The following is a 23,369-nucleotide window of genomic DNA, read 5'->3' as shown; positions in this document are numbered from 1 at the left end:
TCCGTGGCCGGCCGACCTCCTGCGCGCACCACCAGCCGCCGCGCCTCCTGAAGGGGGACATGGTCGGCTCGTTGCTTCGCAACATCGCGGCAGTGGTGTGACGCCACTCCCGATCCTTGGCGACATTGCGAAGCAACGAGCCGTTCTAGGTGCCTTCACGGGTGGCCGGACCGGGAGGCGCGCGCAGTGGGGCTGCGAGACAGGACGTCGAGCAAGGGTGACCAGGACAGGGATGTCCTGTTCACCCGTGCCCCCGAGCACGGCTCCCGGGCCGGGCACCTGCCGCGCCTCCGGCGCGGCAGGCCACCCGTGCGGCACCATGGCTTTGGCTACTTTGGCCGTAACCAAAGTAGCCCGCGCCGGTCGAGCGGCAACACCCGGTAGCTCCTGCGCTCCGGGGCGCGGAACCCGGGAGCGCAGCCGGGTCAACGAGAAAGACTCAAGCGCCGACGTTTCAAGGCGCAGAATCCACAAGCAAGAACGGGGCAACGACAGCCTCCCCTGCTACAAGGCGATCAAGCAGGTTCGGCGTCCCCCGAAACGCACAAACACCCCCATCAGGCTCATCTCAACGGACGAAGCCACTCCGGCGCGCCGCCCGCTAGGCTGCAAGGTAAGTCCCACTCACGATGGTGCACCCCATGCCCGACAGCAGCCCGGCCGCCGAGCGGCCGTCGGTCACGCAGGCCTTCACCGGTCTGTCGGCCGAAGAACTGGAGATCCTCGATCAGGCCGATCGCTTCGCGCAGGCCGAGCTGTATCCGCTGGCCGAGCGCATGGACAACGAGGAGTGGTGGCCGGACACTGCTTTCCCGAAGATCGGCGAGACCGGCTTCTTCGGCATCACCGCGCCCGAGTCGCTGGGCGGTTCGGGCATGGACGTGTTCACCAGCGGGCTGGTGCTGCAGGCCTTCGGGCGCTGGAATCATGCGCTGGCGCTGTCCTGGGTGGCACACGAGAATCTGTGCCTGCACAACATCCTGCGCAACGCCAGCGAGGAGCAGAAGCGCAAGTACGTGCCGGGGCTGTGCAGCGGCGAGCTGATCGGCGCGCTGGGGCTCACCGAGCCGGGCGCCGGGTCCGATGCGCTGGGATCGATGCGCACGACCGCGCGCCGCGAGGGCGACCACTACATCCTCAACGGTTCCAAGATCTACATCACCAACGGGCCGGTGGCCGATGTACTGCTGGTCTATGCCAAGACCGACAAGGACAAGGGCGCGCACGGCATCTCGGCCTTCCTGGTCGAGAAGGACTTCCCCGGCTTCAAGGTGGCGCAGAAGCTGATCAAGATGGGGTTCCGCGGCAGCCAGACCGCCGAGCTGGTGTTCGAGGACTGCAAGGTGCCGGCCGAGAACCTGGTCGGCACCGAGAATGCCGGCGTGCGGGTGGTGATGTCGGGGCTCGATCTGGAGCGCGCCATGATCTCGCCGATCTGTCTCGGCATTGCCGAGCGCGCGCTGGAGCTGTCGCTGGACTTCGCGCGTCAGCGCAAGCAGTTCGGCAAGGCGATCAGCGAATTCCAGATGATCCAGGACAAGCTGGCCACGATCTACACCAAGGTCGAGGCCATGCGCCTGTACACCTACCAGACCCTGCGCGCTGCCAATGTCATCGGCGAGAACGACGGCGGGCGCGGCGAGATCCACCGCATCACCGCGGCCGGTGTGATGTTCGTGGCCGAGACCATGAACGAGGTGCTCAACGAGGCAGTGCAGATCCACGGCGGCAACGGCTACATCTGGGAGTCGGAGATCAACCGGCTCTATCGCTCGATCAAGCTGCTGGAGATCGGCGCCGGCACCACCGAGGTGCGCAAGCTCATCATCAGCGGCGAGCTGCTGCGTGGCTGAGGGCATGACCGAGGTACCCGGCGGCATCGACCCGCAGGAAGTCAACGCACCCGAGCATCTGTGGGCCGCGCCCACGGTCTATCGCGACGATCTGTTCGCGGGCCGGACGCTGCTGGTCAGCGGCGGCGGCAGCGGGATCGGCCGCGCCGTCGCGCTGCTCTGCGCGCGGCTCGGCGGCGAGGTGGTGATCTGCGGCCGCACGCAGGAGAAGCTCGATGCGGTGGTCGGTTTCGCCCGTGAGCGCGGCGCGCGCATGCACGGCTTCGCGGCCAACGTGCGCGATGCCGATGCGGTCGATGCGCTCTACGGCCGCATCGCCGACGAGGTGGGCGTGCCCGACATCGTCATCAACAATGCCGGCGGGCAGTTCCCCGGCGAGGCCATCGACTTCTCGCCGAATGGCTGGAATGCGGTGGTGCAGAACAACCTCAACGGCACCTGGTTCATGATGCAGCGCGCCGCCCGGGGCTGGCGCGATGCCGGGCGGGGCGGGGCCATCGTCAACGTCGTGGTGGTCACCGAGCGCGGCATGCCCGGCGTGGCGCACACGGTCGCGGCGCGCGCCGGCATCATCGGTGCGGTACGGACCGTGGCGGTCGAGTGGGCGCCGCTGGATATCCGGATCAACTGCGTGGCGCCGGGGCTTACGGCCACCGAAGGGCTGGAGGTGTACCCGCCGGAAGCGCAGCGCGAGTTCCCGCGTGCCAATCCCATGAAGCGACCGGGCACGCCCATGGAGATCGCCGAGGCGTGCGTTTACCTGGCGGCGCCTTCATCGACCTTCATCACCGGCGAGGTGCTGACCGTCGATGGCGGCGGCCGGATGTGGGGCGAGCTGTGGACACACGGGCGGCCGGACTGGTACGCGTGAGACAGGTTGCCGGCGCGGCGCTCTTCGCGTCGGTGCTGGCGCTGTCCGGCTGCGGAGGCGACCAGGCGGCCGGCTGCACGGAGCCGACGCTGCAGACCGATCCGCGCGAGCTGGAGGCGGCGCTGCGCTGCGGCGCCTTCGACAATCCCGAGCATCCGCTGGTGCTGCTGGTGCACGGCACCTTCACCGCCGGCTTCGAGCAGTACGACTGGACCTGGCGACCGATCCTCGAGGCGGAAGGTCACGACGTCTGCACGGTGACCTACCCGGATCGCGGATTCGGAGACATGCAGCGGTCCGCGGAGTATGTCGTCCACGCCCTGCGGCGCATGCACGCCGAAAGCAGCCGGCGGGTGGCGGTGATCGGGCACAGCCAGGGTGTGCTGGTGCCGCGCTGGGCCATCCGCTGGTGGCCGTCGGCGCGCGCCGCGGTCGACGACTTCATCATGCTGGCCGGACCCAATCAGGGCACCGGGGCGGCGGCGATCGGGGATCTGCTGGGCGTCATCCCCGGGCCGACCACACCCGAAGTCTTCTTCCAGTTCGCGTCGGATTCGGCCTTCATCGCGGCCCTCAACAGCGGTGACGAGACGCCGGGCGACATCGACTACACGGCCGTCTACACGCGCTATGACGAACTTGTGCAGCCGGTGACGCCGGTGCCCACCGCCGCCATCGCGTTCGGAGCCGGCAATCCGCGGGTTACCAATGTGCTGATACAGGACGTCTGTCCCGGCCGACTGGTGGATCACGTCACCATAGGGCTGCTCGACGGCATGAGCTTCGCGCTCGCACGCGACGCGATGCAGCATCCCGGCCCCGCCGATGTCGCGCGCGCCGGTGGCGCCGATCTCTGCGCGGCGCTGCCGCTGGTGCCGCGGCTGGAGATCGCGCCGCTGCCGGCGCTCCTCGGCGGGCTGGTGACGACGGTGCTGCAGGAGCCCGGCAACGGGCTGCCCGCGCTCAACCTCGCCGCCGGGGAGCCGGCGCTGCGCGGGTACGCGAGCGACGGCGCCGCGCCATGCTCGACACCAATGTTGCAGTAGGATGCGTCCCTTCCAGTCGATCTTTCCCACAGCACGCCATCATGAGCGAAAGCAACCAGGACCAGCACTACGTCATCATCGGGGCCGGGCAGGCGGGCGCCGAGGTGGCATCCAGTCTGCGCAAGCGCGGCTTCGAGGGCCGGATCACGCTGATCGGGGAAGAGCAGGCCCCGCCGTATCGGCGCCCGCCGCTGTCCAAGGCCTACTTCAGCGGTGACGCCACCGGCGACAGCCTGTTCGTCATGAAGCCGGAGCAGCTGGAGAAGGCGCGCATCGACTTCATCGGCGGGGTCGCGGTCACGGCCATCGATCCCGCTGCGCACACCGTCGCGCTGGCCGACGGCCGCAGCATCGGCTACGACAGGCTGGCCCTCACCACCGGGGGGCGGCCGCGACCGATCCCGGTGGCGGGCGCCGATCTCGACGGGGTCTGCCTGCTCAGGAGCATTGCCGACGTCGATGCGATCCGCGAGCGCTGTCGCGAAGGCATGCACATCACCATCGTCGGCGGCGGCTTCATCGGGCTGGAGGTTGCCGCATCGGCGCGCAAGCTCGGTCTGGACGTCACCGTGGTCGAGGCGCTGGACCGGGTGCTCGCGCGGGTCACGGCGCCGGTGGTTTCGCGCTTCTTCGAGCGCATCCACCGCGAAGCCGGTGTCGATCTGCGCACCGGCATCGGGGTTCAGGCCTTCGAGGGCGACGATGGCCGGGTGAGCCGCGTCACGCTCGGCGACGGCACCCATATCGATACCGATCTGGTGGTGGTGGGCATCGGCCTGATCCCCAACACCGAGATCGCGGAAGCGGCGGGGCTTGCCGTCGACAACGGCATCATCGTCGACGAATGCGCACGCACATCGGATCCGGACATCGTCGCCGCCGGGGATTGCGCCAACCATCCCAATCGTTTCGCGGGTGGCCGGACCCGGCTCGAATCGGTCCAGAACGCCATGGAGCAGGCCCGTGTCGCCGCCGCCACGATGCTCGGCGCAGAAGAAGTCTACGAAGCCGTGCCGTGGTTCTGGTCCGATCAGTACGACTGCAAGCTGCAGATGGCCGGTCTCTCGGGCGGATTCGACGCCATCGTGCTGCGCGGGGATCCGGAGTCCGAGTCGCGGTTCTCGGCCTTCTATCTGCGCGAGGGCCGGTTGATCGCGGCCGACTCGGTGGGGCGCCCGCAGGATTTCATGTTCGCCAAGAAGCTGGTGACCGCCGGCATCGCACCCGACCCCGAGCAGCTTGCCGATCCGGACGTGCCGCTCAAGGAGATGCTGCCGGCCTGAGCCGGTCGGCCGCGGAGCCCCCGCATGCCCCTCATCCGATTCGTGGAGCCCTCGGGCACCGAGCACGCGGTCGAAGCCGAGAGCGGCCAGACCGTCATGGAGGCTGCGACCGGCAGCATGGTGCCGGGCATCGTCGGCGAGTGCGGCGGATCGTGCTCCTGCGCAACCTGCCACGTCTACATCGATGCGGCCTGGGCGGCCCGTATCGGCACGGCCGACGAGATGGAGGCGATGATGCTCGAGTGCGCCGCGGACCCGGCGCCGGACAGTCGGCTGTGCTGCCAGATCACGGTCGCCGATGCGCTCGACGGCATGATCGTGCGCATTCCCGCCGGTCAGCTCTGAGGCTTCTTCCGCGGCGCCCGGCGCTTGCGTCCGGGTTTGAGCGCCCCCTCCAGCTCGTCGAGCGCCTCGCCGGTGTACACCGCCAGTCGCTGCAGCGACGGCACTGCGTTGCGGCAGCCGGTATAGCCCACCGCCACGCTGTCGGCGTATCCCACCACGGTGAGGTTGAGGCCGTATCCGTCGAACAGGATCGACATGGGATAGATGGCCTCCAGCTCCGCGCCCATCATGTAGAGCCGCTCCTTCGACGCCACCACGTTCGACAGCACCACGTTGAACAGCGGCGGCCACTTGGGCAGTGTGCCGGTGAGCTGGCCGAGCATGAGCGGCGCGATGCCGAACATGCCGAAGCGCTCCAGCGCCGCGGATGACACGCAGAGCATCTGCTCCTTGGTGCGCTGGGTGATGCTGTGGATGCGCTGCAGACGCAGCAGCGGGTCGGGGATGTGCGTGCCGATCGGGCACACGAAGCCGCTCACGGCATTGCCGGGCTTGCCGTCGGTGCGCGGGAGACCGATGGGCACCGATGCGGTCAGCGGGCGGTCGGGAAGGGCGTCGAGCTCCTGCAGGTAGCGCCGCGTGGCGCCGCCGCAGAGGCTGAGCGCGATGTCGTTGATGGTCGTGTCGGTGGCATGCGCGATCTCGGACAGCCGGTTGCGTTCGAGCAGCTGCGTGCCCAGCCGCCGCTGCGCGGTCACCGGGACATTGAAGGGCGTGCGCGGTGTGCGCAGCGCGGCGCGGATGACGCTGTTCTCGCCGCCCTGACTGAGTCGGTAGAACGTGCTCGCGATGTCGCGCGCGGTGCCCGCGCGCACCTTGCTGCCGGTCATCACGCGTTCGAGCATCTCGTGCAGCCCGCGCGGCGCCTGGATCGGCGGTTCGGGACGGCGGCGCGCCGCCCGCTCGGCGTTGGCGGCCGCGAGCCGCTCGCCCGGGCTGTGCCTGTCGTCGGGATCGGGGGACAGCCAGGTCTTCACCAGCTGCATGCCGCCCATGCCGTCGATGGCGCAGTGGTGCGCCTTGAAGTAGAACGCGAAGCGGTTGTTCTCGAGACCCTCGATGAGATGGCATTCCCACAGGGGACGGTCGAAGTCCATGGCGTGGGAATGCAGTCGCGCCACCAGCACGCCGAGCTCGCGCTCGCCACCTGGATAGGGCAGCGCCGAGTGGCGGATGTGGTAGTCGAGGTCGGTCTCGGTCGGCACCCAGGCCGGAGGCATGGCGCGCGATGCCGGCCAGTGCAGCTTGTGGTCGAAGGGGAAGGGCATGAACGGATGCGCGCGCAGCCGTTCGGTGAGCCGGTGCAGGTAGTCGTTGGGCGCATCGTCGGGCAGCTTGAAGGTCATCAATCCGCCCACGTGCATCGGTGTACGCGCCGACTCCATGCGAAGGAACGCGGTGTCGAGGACGCCAAGTCGCTTCATTCGTGTCTCCCCGTGCTCGCGGGGTCGTGGCCCCGGTTGATAGCGCCCTGGCATCGCGTGTCATCCCCTAGTCAGTTTGGGTGATGGCCCGCAACCGGCGCCCAACTAGTGTTGCACAGCGTTCCGTTCCGAGTAACAAGGACAAAGCGACCGGAGTCTTCCGGGGGAGAGACGATGACGGATAAGAATCGGTTCGGGTGGTCGCGCTACCCGGCTCTAGTGGCAGCCGTGGCACTGTGTCTGCCCGCAATGGCGAACGACGTGGATCTGCCCTTCGACGTGCAGGGGACCTACAAGCTCACGCTGGGCTACGCCATGGCGATGCGCATGGAAAAGCAGAACCGTTCGCTGACCGAGGGGCAGATCGATCCGCTGCGTCCGGTCGTGTTCCCCGAGCCGCAGGGCCAGATCATCGGCTTCGAGCGCACCGGACTGGCGAACACCTCGAACTTCGACGACGGCAATCGCAACTTCGAGCAGTTCGACCTCATCAACAATCGCGTCAGCGCGCTCGCCGAGCTGTCGCTGGAGCGTGACAACCTGGCCTTCGTGCTGAGCGGATCGGCGTTCTACGACAACGTCTACATGCGCAGCAATGCCAACAAGAACGCCGAGTACCTCAACCGCCTGGATGACGAGGGCAATGCGGGGGACGACGGCAATACCGACGAGTTCTCCGACGACATGCAGACCCGCAACGGTCGTCGTGCACAGCTACTCGAGGCCTACGCCATCGCCGACTTTCCGTTCGGCGACTTCTCCTATCTGAACGTGCGTGTCGGCCAGCAGCTCGTGACCTGGGGCGAAGCCCTGTTCTTCGGGGGCATGGCCCGCGATCAGGGGCACGCCGACGCCAACAAGGGCTTCGTGCCGGGTGCCGAGGTCAAGGACATCCTGCTGCCGACCCCCCAGGTCTCGGTGCGCCTCGGACTCGGGCTCGACTGGACGTTCAAGGGCTACTACAAGTTCCGCTTCGAGAAGAACGAGATCTTCCCGGTGGGCAGCTACTTCTCGCCGTCGGACATCGTCGGGCCCGGCGCCCAGTTCGCCTACGGCTCGATCAACCCGGCATTCCTCGACGGCTGCCCCGGTCTGCTCGACGTGCTGCCGGTGCTCGACCTGGATCTCAGTCAGCTCTGCAACCTCGGTGGCCTGGGCGGGGTGCTGCTCAACGCCCGTCCCGAGATCCTGACCTTCCGCGAGCCCGACATCCGACCGGACGACGACGATCCGCAATGGGGACTGGGCTTCGACTACCGCCTCACCCCGAATACCTCGGTGGGCCTGCACTACGTGCGCTATCACAGCCCCAATCCCTCGGTGAACCTCAATCTCGGGTTCGCGCCCATCGGCACCGTGGCGGGTATCGAGCTCACCACCGGCATCATCAACCAGCGGGTGCCGGTGAGCTACAACATGAAGTATTTCGACGACATCGATCTCATCAACCTGAGCTTCTCGACCACCCTGTTCGGGCTCAGCGTCGCCGGCGAGGTGAACTACCGCGACGGCATCAACATCGATGTCTTCACGCTCGCCTCCGGTGTCGAGACGCCGATCGCGCAGCGGGGCAAGACCGGGCAGATCCTGGTGTCGAGCATCGCCGCCTTCAATCCGCCGTTCTATTTCGACGAGGTCAACATCGTCGGCGAGGCCCAGTACATCCGCGTGCTCGACGTCGACAGGCTCGACGATCCGCAGCCCGGCATCATCCCGCAGGGCAACGGCGACACCCTCTTCTTCGACGAGGAGTCCGCCGGATTCCAGTTCCTGGTGCTGCCGCGCAAGCGCAATGTCCTGTCGGGCTGGGATCTCTCGGGCACCCTGTCCTATGCCGAGCTCACCTACGGCGACCCCGCGCAGGCCGGCTCCTTCGGCGCACTGTTCGGCGAGGGCGATCGCCGACTCGGCATCGGCGCGAGCATGCAGTACCTGCAGAACTTCTCGATCGGCATGATGTACAACTTCTTCTTCGGCAATCCGAACGACTTCATCCGCGGGTTCGTTCGATCGAATCCGTTCGCCGATCGCGACTATCTCTCCATCAACGCTCAGTATCAGTTCTGAGGAGACACGCACTCCAACCGGCACACGGGCCCGTCCGATGACCGCACAAGCCCCCGCATTCGATCCCGGCGATTTCCGCCGCGCGCTCGGCAGCTTCGCCACCGGCGTCACCATCATCACCACGCGTGACGGGGATGGCGAGCCGGTCGGGCTGACGGTGAACAGCTTCAACTCGGTTTCGCTGAATCCGCCGCTGGTGCTGTGGAGCCTCGCCAACGAGGCGCGCAGCCTGCCGGCCTTCCGCGATGCCGAGTACTGGGCGGTGCACATCCTGGCGACCGATCAGGAGGCGCTGTCGACGCGCTTCGCGAAGCGCGGCGAGGACAAGTTCTCCGACCTCGATCTGGAACGGGGGCTCGGCGACATCCCGCTGCTGCCGGGATGCAGCGCCCGCTTCCAGTGCCGCACCGCCTCGCGCTACCAGGGTGGCGATCACCTGATCTTCATTGGCGAGGTCGCGGACTTCGATCATTCGAACAACCCGCCGCTGGTGTTCCACGGCGGTCGCTACGCGCACGCCACCCAGCGCGTCAGCACCAAGCCCGGCGAGCCGTATCTGGCGGGCAGCTTCGGTGAGGACTTCCTGGGTTATCTCCTGGGGCGCAGCCACTTCCGTTTCTTCTCGCGCATCCGGCCGTATCTGGAGAAGGCCGGACTGAGCGACGAGGAGTTCTACGTGCTCTCGGCGATGACCCTCAAGCCGACCATGAGCAGCGCCGATCTCGGGAAGCTCACCGCGGGCGTCCTCGACGAGACCAGCGATCGCACCGTCGACAGCCTGATCGCGCGCGAGCTGCTGACGCGCGAGACCCTGGCGGACGGGGCGACCTGCTATCGCCTGAGTGATCGCGGGCGCGAGATCGCGCTCGAACTCATCTCCGCTGCCAAGGCGGTGGAGTCGCAGGTGCTGGCCGGGCTGGGCCCGGACGAGGACACCGTCCTCAAGTCACTGCTCAATCAGTTGCTGGGCGTGCTCGATCCGGACGTGGGCAGCATCTGGCACCCGGACGATCCGCGCGGCAGCAACGCCTAGGCGCTCCGGACCGCGTCACGCATCGACGACACCGGGTACGCGCAGTGCGACCCGGGCGCTGTGCCGTGCGCACGGAAGCACACCCGCCGGTCGAGAACCTACTCATGTTTCATGACTAGTCCCTTCAAGGGAGGATAGCGGCCGGAGCCATCTTCAGGGTGGTCGCCGCAGGGCGGGATGGGGACACGGCCCGCCGCAATCCACGGAGGAGACAGCACACATGGACGTGAAACCCGTCGAGCTCGTACGTGCCTGCTGGGCAGTGACGAGCGCGCTCCTGGTCGCGTTGCCGGCCGGTGCCGCCAAGCTCGATCTGCCCTTCGGCATCGAGGGCAGCTATAACCTGACGCTCGACTACTCGCTGGCAATGCGCATGCAGGACCAGCATCCCGAGCTCACCGATGGACAGCTCGACCCGCTGCAGCTCGCGGTGCTGCCGGAGCCGCAGGGCCAGGTCGTCGGCTTCGAGCGCACGGGGCTGCCCGACCGCGCCAACTTCGATGACGGCAACCGCAACTTCGACAAGTACAGCCTGATCCACAACCGGGTGAGCGCGCTCTTCGACATGGAGATCGAGCGCGACAATCTCGCCTTCGTGCTCAGCGGCTCGGCGTTCTACGACAACGTCTACATGCGCGAGAACGACAATGCCGGGGCGGAGTTCCTCAACCGCTTCGGGCCCGATGGCGAGGGCGGGGACAGGGGCAATACCGACGCCTTCTCGGAGGAGATGGAGGATCGTAACGGTCGCCGCGTGCGGCTGCTGGAAGGCTATGGCATCGCCGACTTTCCGTTCGGCGACTTCTCCTACGTCAACGTCCGCGTCGGTCAGCAGCTGGTGACCTGGGGCGAGGCGCTATTCTTCGGCGGCATGGCGCGCGACCAGGCGCCGGCCGACGCCAGCAAGGGCTTCGTGCCCGGTGCAGAAATCAAGGACATCCTGCTGCCGACACCGCAGGTCGCGGTGCGCGTGGGCCTCGGGCTCGACTGGACCTTCAAGGGGTACTACAAGTTCAAGTTCGAGGAGAACGAGGTCTTCCCGGTGGGAAGCTACTTCTCGCCGTCGGATTCGGTCGGGCCGGGCGCCGAGTTCACCTACGGCTCGATCAATCCGGCCTACCTGGATGGATGCCCGGGTCTGCTGGACGTGGGGCAGTTCAGCGATGTCGTCGGCAATCTGCTGGGCGGGCTCGCCGATCTCAGCCAGGTCTGCAATCTGGGCGGGCTGGGCGAGGTGCTGCTCAACGCGCCGCGCAACATCCTCACCTTCCGCGAGGCGGATATCCGCCCCGGCGACAGTGGCCAGTGGGGTCTCGGTGTCGACTATCGCCTGACGCCATCCACCTCGGTGGCGCTGCACTACGTGCGCTATCACAGCCCCAACCCGTCGGTGCAGTTGAACACCGGTTTCGCACCGCTCGGATCGATCGCCGGCATCGAGCTGACCACCGGCCTCATCAACCAGCGCGTGCCGGTCAGCTACAACGTGCGCTACTTCGACGACATCGAGCTGATCAGCGGCACCTTCTCGACCACGCTCTTCGGGCTCAGCGTGGCCGGCGAGCTCAACTACCGCAACGACATCAACATCTCGGTGAAGACGCGGGCGTCGGGCGTGCCGACGCCGGTCGGGCAGCGCGGCGAAACCGCGCAGGCACTGGTATCGGCCATCTCCACCTTCAATCCACCCTTCTACTTCGACGAGATGAGCATCGTCGGCGAGGCGCAGTACATCCGCGTGCTCGACGTCGAGCCGCTCACCGATCCGCAGCCCGGCATCATCCCGCAGGGCGACGGCGACGAGATCTTCTTCGACGAGCAGTCGGCCGGCTTCCAGCTGCTCGTGCTGCCGCGCAAGCGCAACGTGTTCTCGGGCTGGGACCTGTCCGGCACCCTGTCCTATGCCGAGCTGACCTACGGCAACCCGGCCCAGGCGGGTTCCTTCGGCGCGCTCTTCGGCGAGGGCGACCGCCGGCTGAGCGTGGGTGCGGGGCTGCAGTATCTCCAGAACCTGCAGTTCTCGGTGTCCTACAACATGTTCTTCGGCGACCCGACCGACCGCATCGGCGGGGAAGGGAGCCTGGTGCGCGCCAATCCCTTCGTGGACCGCAACTATCTGACCTTCAACATCCAGTACCAGATCTAGCGGTGTGGCCCCGGTCGCGTGCGGCGACCGGGGCCGCAAGCCGGTCAGGGCATGTATTCGCCGCCGTTGACGTCCAGCGCCGCGCCGGTGACGACGCGCGAATAGTCCGACACGAAGAACAGTGCGGCGCGCGCGCATTCCTCGTCGGGCGGCACGATGCCCAGCGGGATGCTGGCGGCGATCTGTCCCTTGATGTCGTCCTCGGCAATGCCGGACTGCTGGGCCTGCCACTGCACGTAGCCCTGCACCGGCGCACCCCACATCCAGCCCATGTGGACGGTATTGACGCGGATGTTGTCGGGGCCGAGCTCCTTGGCGAGATACTTCACCGAGGTGGCAAGGGCTGCCTTGGACGCTGCATAGCCCGCCTCGCCGACCGGCGGCACCTTGCGCACGGCCATGGTGTTGATCATGACGATGGCGCCGTCGCGCTGCTGCTGCATCTGCCTTGCCACCGCCTGGGTCAGGCGCAGCGTGCCGAAGAGGTTGGTGCCGATGGGCTCCATCCAGCTGTCGATGTCGGCCGTGCTGGCATGGTCCATGGCGCCGTGCACGAAGGCGCTGTTGACCAGTCCGTCGATGCGCCCGAAACGTGCCACGGCGGCGTCCACCAGTGCCTGGCAAGCACCGGCGTCGGTGATGTCGGTGGGCTGCTTGAGGATCGCGCAGTCCGGATTGACATCGCGGATCCGCTGCTCGGCGTCATCCAGCTTGTCGGGGGAGCGGGCGGATATGACCAGTCCGGCAGCGCCGGCACGCGCGGCCTCGACCGCGAGCTTGACGCCGAGACCGGGACCGATCCCGGAAACGGCGATGATCTTGTTGTGCAGCATGCGGGTCTCCTTGTCGCGCATCGGCTCGATGCTTCAGTAGGCGGGGTTCAGGCGGTGGCCGTCCCTTCGATATGGCGTGCGATGTAGGGCGCGAAGTCGCGGCGCAGGCCGTCGGCCGACAGCCCGAAGCCTTCCGGCGTGTAGCGGTGCCGGGTCTTGGCGTGCTCGGCGTTGTCGGCTTCGAGCCAGGCGCGCATGGCATCGGCCGTGCCGTCGTCGAGCGTCCAGTCGATGAAGTCGTAGATGTGGCGCACGACGCGCATCGGATCGGTGACCGTGTCGCGGAAGGCGACGTCGATGAAGTCGCCACGCTGTCCGGCCGCATCGCGCACCGCCATCGTGTGTTCCAGGCCTCCGCGCATGCGCGCGCTCCACTCCGCTCCCACTGCTTTCGGATCTGGCTGATCGGTATAGATGCCGTGCAGCGTGTGGATGAAGCTGGCGATGGACGGGATGCTCTCGACCGGGTCGCGGTGCGTCTGGACGATGCGCGCGCCCGGGAACGCGGCCAGCAGCAGCCCCATGCGGTGCAGGTGATGCGGAGCCTTCAGAACCCAGCGCCGGGCGGTGATACCGCGCCGCCGCTTCTGCCACTGCAGGAACTTGAGCATGCGGCGCAGGAAGGTGTAGGCGGGTTGTTCGTCCTGCTGCGTCAGCCAGGCCATGTAGCCCGGAACGCGGGCATAGGCATTGAAGTCGGCGAGGAAGGAATGCTCCATCAGCATGAACTCCTCGTCGGCCTCTTCGTTGGCCATGGGATGGATGGCCATCAGCTGCGGCATCGCCTCGGTCATCATCTGCACGATGGCGGCACCCTGGGCGATCCGCGGCGACGGGTCGTCGAGCGCCTCGCCGGGAAGCGGAACCGGCATCTGGGATTCCCAGAAGGGCATCCAGTAGAAGCGCGGGTCGCGCGACAGCAGCCGGTGCAGCTTGGTAGTGCCGGTGCGCGGCAGACCGACGATGAACACCGGCGGCGCGATGGTCTCCTCGAGGATCTCGGGATGACGCCGGATGTGATCCTCCAGCCAGAGGCGGTTGGCGAGCTGCGCGGTCAGCTTCTGCCGGAAGGTCTCGACGCCCGCGGGCGACAGGGCGGCTTCGCTGCCCAGGGCATCGCACAGGCGCTCCAGACCGGGGCGGAAGCTGTCGTCGCCGAAGTCCGTCAGGCCTCCGGCCATGTCGATGGCACCGGCGAGCAGGCGTGCGGGTTGCAGCGGCGTGGCGCTCACGACGTCGCCTCCGTGGCGAGGTCCTCGAATTCGCAGACGCGGGTCTCCGGATGCACGTGCTCGTCGGCGCCCACCCAGCGCAGGCACATCGTGCCGTTGTCGTGGCCGGCGGTCTCCAGCCAGTTGGGGTGTCCCGGATCACGGTGCGCCAGCACCATGGTCACGCTGCCGTTGTCGGCGACTGCCGCCGAGTGCTGATTGAGATGGATGCGGTGGTAGCGGTAGTCGAGCGATTCCATCCAGTAGTTGTTGATCTGGAGATTCCAGAACCGGCAGCGGGGGATGCGCGGCAGGCGGATGACCAGCGCCTGGTCCGGGCCGAGCTGCCAGTGCGAGTGGTAGTAGAAGATGTTGGGGTCGCCGCCGACGCTCTGGCAGACCGCCTGATCCGCTGGCGGCAGCGCATTGCTGTGGCCCTGATAGCCGGCCGCCCAGTCCGCGAACAGGCGCGCGGTGCCCTCCACGAAGCGGGCGGTGTTGTCGAGGCTGCGCTGCAGGCGAGCCGGTGTCAGCGGCTCCGGCCGGGCTCCGGAATCGGCGCGCCGGATGGTCACCCGCGCCGGGGTCTCGCTGCCGCGGTCATCGAAGGTCTGGCGCACGATGAGGGCGTTGGTGGCGTCCTCCAGCCGCACCCAGTTGCCATCCTGCTGCGTGCGACTCAGCACGATGCGGAAGCGCCCGTCGGGGTCGACCCGCATGTCGGCTGCATCGAGGAAGCCGGTCTGCTCCATGCGTCCGTCCGTTTCGTAGCCGCCCTTCTGGGCACCGAACGAGAGGTAGGCGACACTGCCGCGATAGCCTTCGACGATGTAATCGTGATGCCCGTCGATGCGAGCCATCGCGTAGAGATTGTCCGGGTTGTCGGCACCGATCTTGGCGGTCTCGTGCGAGGGCGAGAAGAAGCCCGGAAAGGCGGGATCGGCGAACTCGAGATGCATCTCGAGACCGATGCGCAGCAGACGGGTGAGATAGCGGTAGCCCTCGGCCCGGTCCAGACCGCCGCCGGGCGTCTCCGCACGCAGGATCTGGTCGCCGGCGCGCTTGAGGTCGTCACAGAAGCGTGCCCATGCAGTGCCGTCCACGACCGTCGCGGTGGCTTCGTCGCTCATGCTGGTCTCCCCGGTGTCATCGTGCTCCACCGCACGGTAGTGCGCGGCCCGGGGTGCCGCGTCACCTTTATGCATTAGGCCGGATCGCCCGAACGGACTATTTACCGGCGCGCTGCGGGCGCTAGTCTGGCACCATCCCGATGCCAGTGAGATTGGCATCCAGTCATCAATTCTCGTTAGGGAGACCTTATGTCCGCAGCTGAATTCCTCAAGCAGCTTCCGCAGGCCTTCAACCCGGAAGCCGCGGGCGACACCGAGTGCGTGCTGCAGTTCAACACCTCGACGCCGGCCTACGCCACCATCAAGGATGGCGCCTGCACGGTGACCGAGGGCACGGCCGACAACCCGGATGTGACGCTGATCATGGAGGACGACGATCTCATCCAGCTGTTCAAGGGCGAGCTCAACGGCATGACCGCCTTCATGACCGGCAAGCTGCAGGTCGAGGGCGACATGATGCTCGGCCAGCGTCTGCAGGGCTTCTTCGACGCGTCGAAGATGGCCTGATCACAGGCATCGCGGTATCTCGGCCCGGCATCGCCGGGCCGATTTCGTTGGAGAGGAGACATGATGACTGACAACAAGCGCCTCGAAGCGCGTATTCAGGCACTGGAGGATCGCGAGGCGATCCGCGATCTCAAGGCGCGCTACTTCGCGGCCTGCGACGGCAAGGACCCGGCAGCCATGCGGGCCTGCTTCGTCGATGGCCCGGTGGCGATCGATTTCGGCGCCATCGGTTCGTTCGACCTGGCCGACGATCTGGTCGCGGTGTTCGAGCGCCTCGGATGCCATCCGCACATGATCGAGATGCATCATGGCGTGAACGCACGGATCGCGCTGAACGAGGCGGACACCGCCGTCGGCGAATGGGCGCTTCACTATCAGCTCATCAACACCGATGAGATGACGCTGACGCAGCTGGGCGCGCGCTACGAGGACGAGTACCGGCGCACCGAGGCCGGATGGCGGATCAGCGCGACGCGCTGCATCGTGCATTCCACGATGGTGCTGCAGCTGGGCGAGGATGCGCTCAAGCGCGTGTTCGCCGGTGCCCCGGATACTGCCGCCGCAGCCTGAGGAGGGCACCAGCATGGGAAGATTGAAGGTGGCGCCTGCGGCGCTTGCCGGCATCGTGCTGTGCGCCTGTGGCGGCAGCGAGCCGGCCGCAAGCGCCGGCGGTGCCGGCATCGTGGCGCGCGATGCGCTGTGCGGCGACCATGCCTGGTGCGATCCCGGCATGACGCCGGAAGCCCGCACGGCGTTGCTGCTGGACGCCATGACGCTCGGCCAGAAGATCTCGCTGCTCGCCGGCGACGACGTCTTCGGCTCGGTGACCGGCGAGCCGGCCAACGGCACCAGCGAGGGTATCCCCGAGCTCGGCATCCCGACGCTCTACTTCTCCGACGGGCCGGTCGGACCGCGCAAGGGCCGGGCCACCGCGCATCCGTCGCCGGCGCTGCTGGCCTCGACCTTCGATCCCGAGCTCGCGCGCGAGACCGGCGCCGTGATCGCCAACGAGGTGCGCAACAAGGGCGCCCACGTCGTGCACGGGCCGGCCGTCGACATCATGCGCACGCCGGTGGCCGGGCGCAGCTTCGAGTCCTACGGCGAGGATCCGCTGCTCTCGGCGCGCATGGGCACGGCCTGGATCCAGGGCGCCCAGTCGCAGGGCGTGGTCGCCAACATCAAGCACTACACCGCCAACAACCAGGAGGGCCAGTTCGGCATCCCGCCGCTGACCGGGCTGGTCGGCGGCCGCTTCATCGTCAACGCCGTGGTCGACGAGCGCAGCCTGCGCGAGATCTATCTGCCGGCCTTCGAGGACGCCGTGCGCGAGGGCGGCGTCGGCAGCGTGATGTGCGCCTACAACCGTGTCAACGGCGCAGCGGCCTGCTCCAGCGAGTCGCTGCTCACCGACATCCTGCGCGGCGAGTGGGGCTTCGACGGCTTCGTGCTCACCGACTACTTCTTCGCGCAGAAGAACACCACCCCGGCGCTGCGCGCCGGCACCGATCTGGAAATGCCCGTCCCGATCCTCTACAGCGCCGCGGCCATCCGGCTGCAGATGGCGCTGGGCCGGGTCGACGAGGCGCTGATCGACGAGCGGCTCGGCAACATCCTGCGCACGATGTTCCGTTTCGGCTTCTTCGATCAGCCGCCCTTCGAGGAGAACGACGCCGCCATCGATCAGGAGGCCCATGCCCGCGTGGCCCGCGAGGTTGCCGAGCAGGGGACCGTGCTGCTGCAGAACGACGGCCTGCTGCCGTTGCGCGCAGAGGACATCGGCTCGATCGCGGTCATCGGTGCGGCCGACCGCATCGTCAGTGGCGGTGGGTCGTCGGCAGTGGCGCCGTTCCGGCAGACCAACCCGCTCGACGGCATCCGCGAGCGCGCCGGCGACGGCGTGACGGTGCATTTCACCGACGGCAGTGATGCCGACGCCGCCGCCGCACTCGCGGCCGAGGCCGACGTCGCGATCGTGTTCGCCGCGGTCGAGCTCAGCGAGGGCGTCGACCGCCCCTGCCTTGCGCTGTCCTGCCGCGGCGATCGTCCGGATCAGGACGCGCTGATCGAGCGCGTTGCCGCGGCCAATCCGCGCACCGTGGCGGTCCTGCAGTCCGGCACACCGGTGCTGACACCGTGGCGTGACCGCCTCGCCGCGCTCATCCAGGCCTGGTACCCGGGGCAGGAGGGCGGTGCAGCCATCGCGCGCGTGCTCTTCGGCGATGTCGATCCCGGTGGCCGCCTGGCCGCGACCTTCCCCGAGCGCGAGGCGGATCTGCCTACCGCCGGCAGCGTCGCGGCCTATCCCGGCCTGCTTATCCGCGCCGAATACCGCGAGGGCGTGCTGATCGGCTACCGCTGGTACGACGAGAAGGCCATCGTGCCGGCCTTCGCATTCGACCACGGGCTGTCGTACACCACCTTCGCCTACGAGGACCTCGCCGTCGACGCCGACGGCGTGTCATTCACCGTGCACAACACCGGCGACCGTGCCGGCACCACGGTGCCGCAGCTGTACGTCGGCATGCCCGATCCGGCGCCCGGCATCGTGCAGCCGCCGCTGCAGCTCAAGGGCTTCGACAAGCTCGCGCTGGCGCCCGGCGAGCGCGCCGACGTGCGCATTCCCTTCGAGGCACGCAGCTTTGCCTACTGGAATGCAGCCGCCGACGCGTGGACCACGGCGCCGGGCTGCTACCGCATCGCGGTCGGTGCGTCGTCGCGCGACATCCGGCTCGAAGGCCGGCTCGCGCGCGCCGGCGGCGCCTGCGAGTGACGCGCGCGCCGGTGCCTCAGACGCGGCGGAGATGATTCGCGAAACGCGCGCCGGCCTCGGCGTGCGCGACGCGGAAGGTGGCGTCGATGGCGCCGTCATCGCCGTCGGCGAGCGGTTCCAGCACGGTGCCGACGTTCCAGAAGGAGCCGCTGGCGCCGTCGCGGTCGATGTCGACCAGCACGAAGCCGTGCGCCGCCGGGTTGTGGTACCGCGCGTTCGGGTTGACGCCCCGGACCGCGGCGCCCCACAGCGCACCGAGGGCCGCGCCGCCGGGTGTGTCGATGAGGTTGTTGGAGGTCACGCTCATGCCGGTGAACTCCACCGCCACCGAGCCCGCGCCGGTCAGCGCGCTGTAGCCCGGCGCTCCGGTGACCCCGGAGGTGATCGGGTTGAAGGGCGTGTACGGGTCCTCGACGATATCGCAGGCCCATCCGGTGTGGACGTCGCCGGTCAGCACGATGTTGTTGCTGATGGCGTTTTCGCGCAGGTGTCGGATGAGCGTGTCGCGCTCGAAGACGTAGGCGCCCCAGTTGTCGCTGCCCTCGTTGCCGCCGCCCTGGCGCAGTCCGAGCGATTCGACCACCGCCGGCGGCAGGTAGGGCAGCGGCAGCATGCTGGGGTCGGGGTTGTTGCGATGCGGCGCCATCATCGTCTGCTGACCCAGTACCCGCCAGCGCATGCCGGCATCCCGTGAATTCAGCAGGCCGTTCACGAGCCAGTCGCGCTGCTCGATGCCGAGCATGCTGCGCGAAGGATCGTTGGCCTCGCTGCCGGTGATCGAGGTATCGGTTTCCGGAGCGTTGCGCTGCAGGCGCGTGTCGAGCATGAACAGCTCGACGAGGTCCCCGAAGGCAATGCGGCGCCAGATCCTCAGCGGGTTCATCGGGTCGGGCAGGCGGATGGGCAGCCACTCGTCGTAGGCGATGGCCGAGGCCAGCTTTCGCTCCTCCCAGTCGCCCTCGCGGTCGGGCTGATGGTTCTGCGCGCCGTCGATCCACGCGTTGTTCGTGGACTCGTGATCGTCCCAGACCGGGATCAGCGGATGCGCTGCGGTCATCGCCTGCAGGTCCGGGTCGGTGCGGTACTGGGCGTGACGGCGCCGGTAGTCATCGAGCGTGACGATCTCGTAGGGCGGATCGTGCGGGCGGCCGATCTCGCCCTCGCCGCCGCCCTCGTAGAGATAGTCGCCGACGTGCACGACGGCATCGAGATCCTGACGCGCGATCACCCGGTAGGCGTGGAAGTAGCCGGCCGAGTAGTTCGAGCACGACACCAGCGCCAGCCGCAGGCGGTCGATGGCGCCGCTGCCGGCGGTGCGCGTGCGTCCCACCGGCGAGCGCGTCGCGCCCACCGTGAAGCGGTAGAAGTAGGTCGTGCCCGGCAGCAGGCCGGCGGCGTCGACCTTCACCGTGTAGTCGCGACCGGCATCGGTGTGCGTGCGGAACACCGACGGCCCGGGGTCGGCGTCGCTGCGCATGACCGATTCGAAGGCCTCGTCCAGCGCGACCTCCCACCGCACCGGCACCGAGCCGGACACGTTCGAGACGCGGGTCCAGAGGATGACCCGTTCCTGCTCGGGGTCGCCTGAAGCCACCCCGTGACGGAACGCGGCGTCGTCCCAGACCCCGCCACCCTCCGTCGGCGGCGCGACACTGCTCTCCGTGGAGCCGCCACAGCCCGCGAGCGGCAGTACCGGTGCGGCACCAAGCACGCGCAGCAGATCGCGGCGGCGCAGCCGATCGGTGGGAAAGGGACGGCGACGCGAGCGCGACTGCGACATGCGGGCTCCGGATGGACGCGGCGCACGGGCGTCGGCAGCCGACGGCCTGCGCGGAAGAACGCGGGGACGGCGCGCGACGATAGGGGAGCGATGTTGCAGTTCCGCGACGGGCGGGGGTAAGCGCGGGGCCGGGAACGCGATTGGTGCCGGAGGTGGGACTCGAACCCACACTGGTTGCCCAACCGAATTTTGAGTCCGGCGCGTCTACCAGTTCCGCCACTCCGGCAGCGGGAGCGGTCGGCGACTATAACGGAGGGTGCCGGGCCCCACAATGCGCCGGGACGGGCGCCTCGCCGGGCCTACAATAGCGGCCGTGCAGCGCAGCGATTTCCATTTCGAGCTTCCCGAAGAGCTGATCGCCCAGCGTGCGGCGGAGCCGCGCTCGTCGGCGCGTCTGCTCTGCGTGGAGGCGGATGCGTTCCGCGATGCGCAGGTCACCGACTGGCCGGCGATGCTGGCCCCGGACGATCTGCTGGTGTTCAACGACACCCGGGTGATCCCGGCGCGGCTGCACGCCACCAAGACCACCGGCGGGCGCGCCGAGATCCTGCTCGAGCGGCTGCTGGATGCGCGCGAGGTGCTCGCGCAGACGCGCGCATCGAAGACGCTGAAGCCCGGCAACCGGCTGACCGTGGACGGCGACGGCGCCGTCATCGAGGTGATCGGTCGGCACGAGGAAGGCTTCTTCCGGCTGCGCTTCGTCGATGATGTCGCCATGGCCGTTTTCGAGCGCGCCGGCCACGTGCCGCTACCGCCCTACATCGCGCGCGCCGACGAAGCCGACGATCACGCGCGTTACCAGAGTCTGTTCGCGCGCGAGCACGGCGCGGTCGCGGCCCCTACGGCCAGCCTGCATTTCGACGCGCCCCTGGTCGACGCCATCCGTGCGCGCGGTACGCGCATCGCCACGCTCACGCTGCATGTCGGCGCCGGCACCTTCGCGCCCATGCGCGTGGAGGATCCCGCGGAGCACCGCATGCACGCCGAGCGCTACCGCGTCGGCGACGACCTGCTGGAGGCGATCCGGGCCACCCGTGCGCGCGGCGGCCGTGTCGTCGCGGTGGGGACGACGGTGGTGCGAGCGCTGGAATCGGCCGCCGCCGACGGTGAGCTCGCTGCCGGCGCGGGCGAGACGCGGCTGTTCATCACGCCGGGGTACCGGTTCCGCGTGGTGGACGCGATGCTCACCAATTTCCACCTGCCCGAGTCGACCCTTCTCATGCTGGTGTGCGCATTCGGCGGCACGGCGCGCGTGCTGTCCGCGTACCGGCACGCGGTCGAACAGCGCTACCGCTTCTTCAGTTACGGCGATGCGATGTGGCTGCCGCGTCGCGACGAGGACTGACGCCACCACGATCAGGCTGTCTCGGTTGCCGTCTCCGCGTTCGGTGCATCGCTGCCGTGTCGCTGCGCCTCCAGCCAGGCGGGGATGGTTGCCTCCAGCCACATCGACGGCAGGCCGGCGTCGTTGCGTCCCACGAAGCCGACGTGGCCGCCGCGTGCGGTGACCTCCAGCGATACCGGTGCCGGTATCGCGTCGGCGTCGGGCACGATGGTCGGCACCATCATCGGGTCGTCGAGTGCGTGGACGATGCGGGTGGGCACGCGGATGTCCGCGAGATACTGCCCGCAGCTGGCGCGCGCGTAGTAGTCCTCGGCGTCCGCGTAGCCGTTGCAGGGCGCCGTGTAGGCGTTGTCGAAAGTGCGGAAATCGCGCGCGGCGAGCGCGGTGGCCAGGTCCGCTCCGGGGGGCAGTGCCACTGGCCCGTGCTTGCGTCGCAGGCCCGCCTTCAGCCCGCGCAGCAGGTAGGCCTGATAGGCCCGTGCCGGCCCGCGCGTGAGGTGCTCGACGCACGGTGCCAGCGCGAAGGGCACCGATACCGCCATCGCGGCATCCAGCGGGGCGCGCGGACCGAGCTCGCCCAGCGTCTTCAGCAGGACGTTGCCGCCCAGCGACCAGCCGACGGCGGCGTGGAAGCGCTCGGGCGCGCGCTGGGTGAGCTGCTGCAGGAGCCAGGCGATGTCGCCGCTCTCGCCGTGGTTGTAGCTGCGCGCCAGTCGGTTGGGCTCGGGGCCCGCGCCGCGCTGCTGGATGCCGATGCAGTGCCAGCCCAGTGTGGCGAGACGGCGCGCGGTCGCGCACAGATAGGTCGAGTCCAGCCCGCCGCCCAGACCGTGCAGCAGCAGCGCCACCGGGCCGTCGTCCGGTCCGTGGTGCGCGACCACGATGAAGTCGCCGTCCGGCGTCTCGAGTGTCTCGCGCTGCCAGGGCACGTGCGGCGTGGCGCGGAGCAGCGCGGGCAGGGCGGTCTGTGCGTGGGCGCCGCGGATCAGCGGATGGGGGCGGAAGGCGTCGGACATGCGCTCGGAACACGGTTGGCGCGCGGATGCGCACTGGCGGATACTGGGACGGGTCGCCCCGAGGGCGGCCGCGGTCACCAGCTTACACAGGAGTCGAGCGATGAATCGTGAGGAACTGATGCGTCAGGCGCGGCAGCGCTGGGAGCTGCTGCAGGCCGATCTGGACAAGCTCGAGGTCAAGGCTCAGCACGCTTCCGAGGAGGTGCGTGCGGAGGCGCAGGTGCAGTTGCAGAAGGCGCGGGAACACGCCGAGGAGCTGCGCGGGAAGATGGACGAGATCCGCGAGTCGACCGAGGAGCGTCTGGGCGAGCTGCGCGAGCGGGTCGACCATCTGGGCGACACGGCGCGCCAGAAGCTGGATCACATCAAGGGAAAGATCGGGCTCTGACGACACTTTTTTCCTCGGCGACGATTGTGTTGCCGTGACGGTGCCGCTACAATCGCGCTCCGTTTTCGGGGCCATAGCTCAGCTGGGAGAGCGCCTGCATGGCATGCAGGAGGTCGGCGGTTCGATCCCGCCTGGCTCCACCATCCTTCAAGGCCCGACGGCCAAGCCCTGTCGAGTCCCCATCGTCTAGAGGCCTAGGACACCGCCCTTTCACGGCGGTAAGCGGGGTTGGAACCCCCGTGGGGACGCCATTCATTTTCTGTGATGGCTATATTCTTTAGCTTGATTATTCAAATTTATTTTCTATGTTGTCACTGCGCA

At 68.2% G+C, this 23,369-nt stretch carries 19 protein-coding genes and 3 tRNA genes; 15 read left to right on the top strand and 7 right to left on the bottom strand.

All coding sequences use genetic code 11. From position 1 onward, the window contains the following. The first annotated feature begins 641 nt into the window (after nt 1–641). From KAH28_RS11420 to KAH28_RS11400, 5 genes are read left to right on the top strand one after another with little or no spacing between them, the layout of a single operon-like run. Nucleotides 642–1,853 (top strand): acyl-CoA dehydrogenase family protein, encoded by a 1,212-nt coding sequence (locus KAH28_RS11420; protein ID WP_290576715.1) that lies wholly within the window; start codon nt 642–644, stop codon nt 1,851–1,853. A gap of 4 nt (nt 1,854–1,857) precedes the next feature. Continuing rightward, entirely contained in the window at nt 1,858–2,724 is an 867-nt protein-coding gene (locus tag KAH28_RS11415) for an SDR family oxidoreductase (protein WP_290576713.1), read from the top strand. Continuing rightward, nucleotides 2,721–3,770: a hypothetical protein gene (locus KAH28_RS11410; RefSeq protein ID WP_290576711.1), complete on the top strand. Its 1,050-nt coding sequence runs from the start codon at nt 2,721–2,723 to the stop codon at nt 3,768–3,770. Before KAH28_RS11415 ends, KAH28_RS11410 begins: the two co-directional genes overlap by 4 nt. 41 nt (nt 3,771–3,811) lie before the next feature. Next, nucleotides 3,812–5,053, top strand: coding sequence for an FAD-dependent oxidoreductase (locus KAH28_RS11405; protein WP_290576709.1), 1,242 nt, complete (start codon nt 3,812–3,814; stop codon nt 5,051–5,053). A gap of 24 nt (nt 5,054–5,077) precedes the next feature. Next, nucleotides 5,078–5,398, top strand: a complete 321-nt coding sequence (locus tag KAH28_RS11400; RefSeq protein WP_290576706.1) for a 2Fe-2S iron-sulfur cluster-binding protein — start codon at nt 5,078–5,080, stop codon at nt 5,396–5,398. Here the strand turns inward: KAH28_RS11400 and KAH28_RS11395 are convergent. Further along, entirely contained in the window at nt 5,389–6,822 is a 1,434-nt protein-coding gene (locus KAH28_RS11395) for a wax ester/triacylglycerol synthase family O-acyltransferase (RefSeq protein ID WP_290576704.1), read from the bottom strand. The genes KAH28_RS11400 and KAH28_RS11395 overlap by 10 nt on opposite strands. Nucleotides 6,823–6,996: 174 nt before the next feature. Here KAH28_RS11395 and KAH28_RS11390 point away from each other — a divergent pair, with 174 nt between their 5' ends. From KAH28_RS11390 to KAH28_RS11380, 3 genes are all read left to right on the top strand, one after another. After that, on the top strand, nt 6,997–8,889 hold the full coding sequence (locus KAH28_RS11390; RefSeq protein ID WP_290576702.1) for a DUF1302 family protein: 1,893 nt from the start codon (nt 6,997–6,999) through the stop codon (nt 8,887–8,889). Nucleotides 8,890–8,926: 37 nt separating this feature from the next. Further along, the gene (locus KAH28_RS11385) at nt 8,927–9,922 is read left to right on the top strand and encodes a flavin reductase (RefSeq protein ID WP_290576700.1); all 996 of its coding nucleotides are present in this window, start codon (nt 8,927–8,929) and stop codon (nt 9,920–9,922) included. A 220-nt stretch (nt 9,923–10,142) separates the two neighbouring features. After that, nucleotides 10,143–12,068 (top strand): DUF1302 family protein, encoded by a 1,926-nt coding sequence (locus KAH28_RS11380; protein ID WP_290576698.1) that lies wholly within the window; start codon nt 10,143–10,145, stop codon nt 12,066–12,068. A gap of 44 nt (nt 12,069–12,112) precedes the next feature. Here KAH28_RS11380 and KAH28_RS11375 read toward each other — a convergent pair whose 3' ends face one another. The 3 genes from KAH28_RS11375 to KAH28_RS11365 are packed head-to-tail and all read right to left on the bottom strand — an operon-like array spanning nt 12,113 to nt 15,242. Then, nucleotides 12,113–12,922 (bottom strand): SDR family oxidoreductase, encoded by an 810-nt coding sequence (locus KAH28_RS11375; RefSeq protein ID WP_290576696.1) that lies wholly within the window; start codon nt 12,920–12,922, stop codon nt 12,113–12,115. A 26-nt stretch (nt 12,923–12,948) separates the two neighbouring features. After that, the gene (locus KAH28_RS11370) at nt 12,949–14,133 is read right to left on the bottom strand and encodes a sulfotransferase (protein WP_290576694.1); all 1,185 of its coding nucleotides are present in this window, start codon (nt 14,131–14,133) and stop codon (nt 12,949–12,951) included. Then, the gene (locus KAH28_RS11365; protein WP_290576692.1) at nt 14,130–15,242 is read right to left on the bottom strand and encodes a DUF1214 domain-containing protein; all 1,113 of its coding nucleotides are present in this window, start codon (nt 15,240–15,242) and stop codon (nt 14,130–14,132) included. The genes KAH28_RS11370 and KAH28_RS11365 overlap by 4 nt, the downstream gene beginning before the upstream one ends. A 189-nt stretch (nt 15,243–15,431) precedes the next feature. Here KAH28_RS11365 and KAH28_RS11360 point away from each other — a divergent pair, with 189 nt between their 5' ends. The 3 genes from KAH28_RS11360 to KAH28_RS11350 are packed head-to-tail and all read left to right on the top strand — an operon-like array spanning nt 15,432 to nt 18,519. After that, complete coding sequence (locus tag KAH28_RS11360) at nt 15,432–15,749, top strand: SCP2 sterol-binding domain-containing protein (protein ID WP_290576690.1); 318 nt, start codon at nt 15,432–15,434, stop codon at nt 15,747–15,749. A 60-nt stretch (nt 15,750–15,809) separates the two neighbouring features. Then, nucleotides 15,810–16,319 carry a nuclear transport factor 2 family protein gene (locus KAH28_RS11355; RefSeq protein ID WP_290576688.1) on the top strand — a complete coding sequence of 170 codons (510 nt, stop codon included), beginning with the start codon at nt 15,810–15,812 and terminating at the stop codon, nt 16,317–16,319. Between the two features lie 13 nt (nt 16,320–16,332). Then, complete coding sequence (locus KAH28_RS11350) at nt 16,333–18,519, top strand: glycoside hydrolase family 3 C-terminal domain-containing protein (protein ID WP_290576686.1); 2,187 nt, start codon at nt 16,333–16,335, stop codon at nt 18,517–18,519. 16 nt (nt 18,520–18,535) lie between these two features. Here KAH28_RS11350 and KAH28_RS11345 read toward each other — a convergent pair whose 3' ends face one another. Further along, nucleotides 18,536–20,299 carry an alkaline phosphatase D family protein gene (locus tag KAH28_RS11345; RefSeq protein WP_290576684.1) on the bottom strand — a complete coding sequence of 588 codons (1,764 nt, stop codon included), beginning with the start codon at nt 20,297–20,299 and terminating at the stop codon, nt 18,536–18,538. 141 nt (nt 20,300–20,440) lie between these two features. Then, a tRNA-Leu gene (locus KAH28_RS11340) sits at nt 20,441–20,525 on the bottom strand. Nucleotides 20,526–20,612: 87 nt separating this feature from the next. Between KAH28_RS11340 and queA the strand changes: the two genes are divergently transcribed. Further along, nucleotides 20,613–21,644, top strand: a complete 1,032-nt coding sequence (queA, locus tag KAH28_RS11335; protein ID WP_290576683.1) for a tRNA preQ1(34) S-adenosylmethionine ribosyltransferase-isomerase QueA — start codon at nt 20,613–20,615, stop codon at nt 21,642–21,644. Between the two features lie 11 nt (nt 21,645–21,655). Here queA and KAH28_RS11330 read toward each other — a convergent pair whose 3' ends face one another. After that, complete coding sequence (locus tag KAH28_RS11330) at nt 21,656–22,660, bottom strand: alpha/beta fold hydrolase (protein ID WP_290576681.1); 1,005 nt, start codon at nt 22,658–22,660, stop codon at nt 21,656–21,658. A 100-nt stretch (nt 22,661–22,760) separates the two neighbouring features. On the opposite strand from KAH28_RS11330, the gene KAH28_RS11325 reads away from it, so the two are divergent. The 3 genes from KAH28_RS11325 (at nt 22,761) to KAH28_RS11315 (ending at nt 23,299) form a co-directional block, all read left to right on the top strand. Beyond that, complete coding sequence (locus tag KAH28_RS11325) at nt 22,761–23,048, top strand: hypothetical protein (protein ID WP_290576679.1); 288 nt, start codon at nt 22,761–22,763, stop codon at nt 23,046–23,048. 67 nt (nt 23,049–23,115) lie between these two features. Beyond that, nucleotides 23,116–23,191 (top strand) — tRNA-Ala (locus KAH28_RS11320). Nucleotides 23,192–23,223: 32 nt separating this feature from the next. Continuing rightward, nucleotides 23,224–23,299: transfer RNA gene (locus tag KAH28_RS11315), tRNA-Glu, on the top strand. Nucleotides 23,300–23,369: the final 70 nt, after the last annotated feature.

It is taken from the genome of Algiphilus sp. (genome assembly GCF_023145115.1).
Taxonomy (GTDB): domain Bacteria; phylum Pseudomonadota; class Gammaproteobacteria; order Nevskiales; family Nevskiaceae; genus Algiphilus.
This window is presented reverse-complemented; position numbering and strand designations above follow the sequence as displayed.

Excerpts from the sequence above, each read along its gene's own strand:
- KAH28_RS11420 (WP_290576715.1), top strand. The coding sequence starts at position 642 with ATGCCCGACAGCAGCCCGGCCGCCGAGCGGCCGTCGGTCACGCAGGCC.
- KAH28_RS11415 (WP_290576713.1), top strand. The coding sequence starts at position 1,858 with ATGACCGAGGTACCCGGCGGCATCGACCCGCAGGAAGTCAACGCACCC.
- KAH28_RS11405 (WP_290576709.1), top strand. The coding sequence starts at position 3,812 with ATGAGCGAAAGCAACCAGGACCAGCACTACGTCATCATCGGGGCCGGG.
- KAH28_RS11400 (WP_290576706.1), top strand. The coding sequence starts at position 5,078 with ATGCCCCTCATCCGATTCGTGGAGCCCTCGGGCACCGAGCACGCGGTC.
- KAH28_RS11395 (WP_290576704.1), bottom strand. The coding sequence starts at position 6,822 with ATGAAGCGACTTGGCGTCCTCGACACCGCGTTCCTTCGCATGGAGTCG.
- KAH28_RS11390 (WP_290576702.1), top strand. The coding sequence starts at position 6,997 with ATGACGGATAAGAATCGGTTCGGGTGGTCGCGCTACCCGGCTCTAGTG.
- KAH28_RS11385 (WP_290576700.1), top strand. The coding sequence starts at position 8,927 with ATGACCGCACAAGCCCCCGCATTCGATCCCGGCGATTTCCGCCGCGCG.
- KAH28_RS11380 (WP_290576698.1), top strand. The coding sequence starts at position 10,143 with ATGGACGTGAAACCCGTCGAGCTCGTACGTGCCTGCTGGGCAGTGACG.
- KAH28_RS11375 (WP_290576696.1), bottom strand. The coding sequence starts at position 12,922 with ATGCGCGACAAGGAGACCCGCATGCTGCACAACAAGATCATCGCCGTT.
- KAH28_RS11365 (WP_290576692.1), bottom strand. The coding sequence starts at position 15,242 with ATGAGCGACGAAGCCACCGCGACGGTCGTGGACGGCACTGCATGGGCA.
- KAH28_RS11360 (WP_290576690.1), top strand. The coding sequence starts at position 15,432 with ATGTCCGCAGCTGAATTCCTCAAGCAGCTTCCGCAGGCCTTCAACCCG.
- KAH28_RS11355 (WP_290576688.1), top strand. The coding sequence starts at position 15,810 with ATGATGACTGACAACAAGCGCCTCGAAGCGCGTATTCAGGCACTGGAG.
- KAH28_RS11350 (WP_290576686.1), top strand. The coding sequence starts at position 16,333 with ATGGGAAGATTGAAGGTGGCGCCTGCGGCGCTTGCCGGCATCGTGCTG.
- KAH28_RS11345 (WP_290576684.1), bottom strand. The coding sequence starts at position 20,299 with ATGTCGCAGTCGCGCTCGCGTCGCCGTCCCTTTCCCACCGATCGGCTG.
- KAH28_RS11330 (WP_290576681.1), bottom strand. The coding sequence starts at position 22,660 with ATGTCCGACGCCTTCCGCCCCCATCCGCTGATCCGCGGCGCCCACGCA.
- KAH28_RS11325 (WP_290576679.1), top strand. The coding sequence starts at position 22,761 with ATGAATCGTGAGGAACTGATGCGTCAGGCGCGGCAGCGCTGGGAGCTG.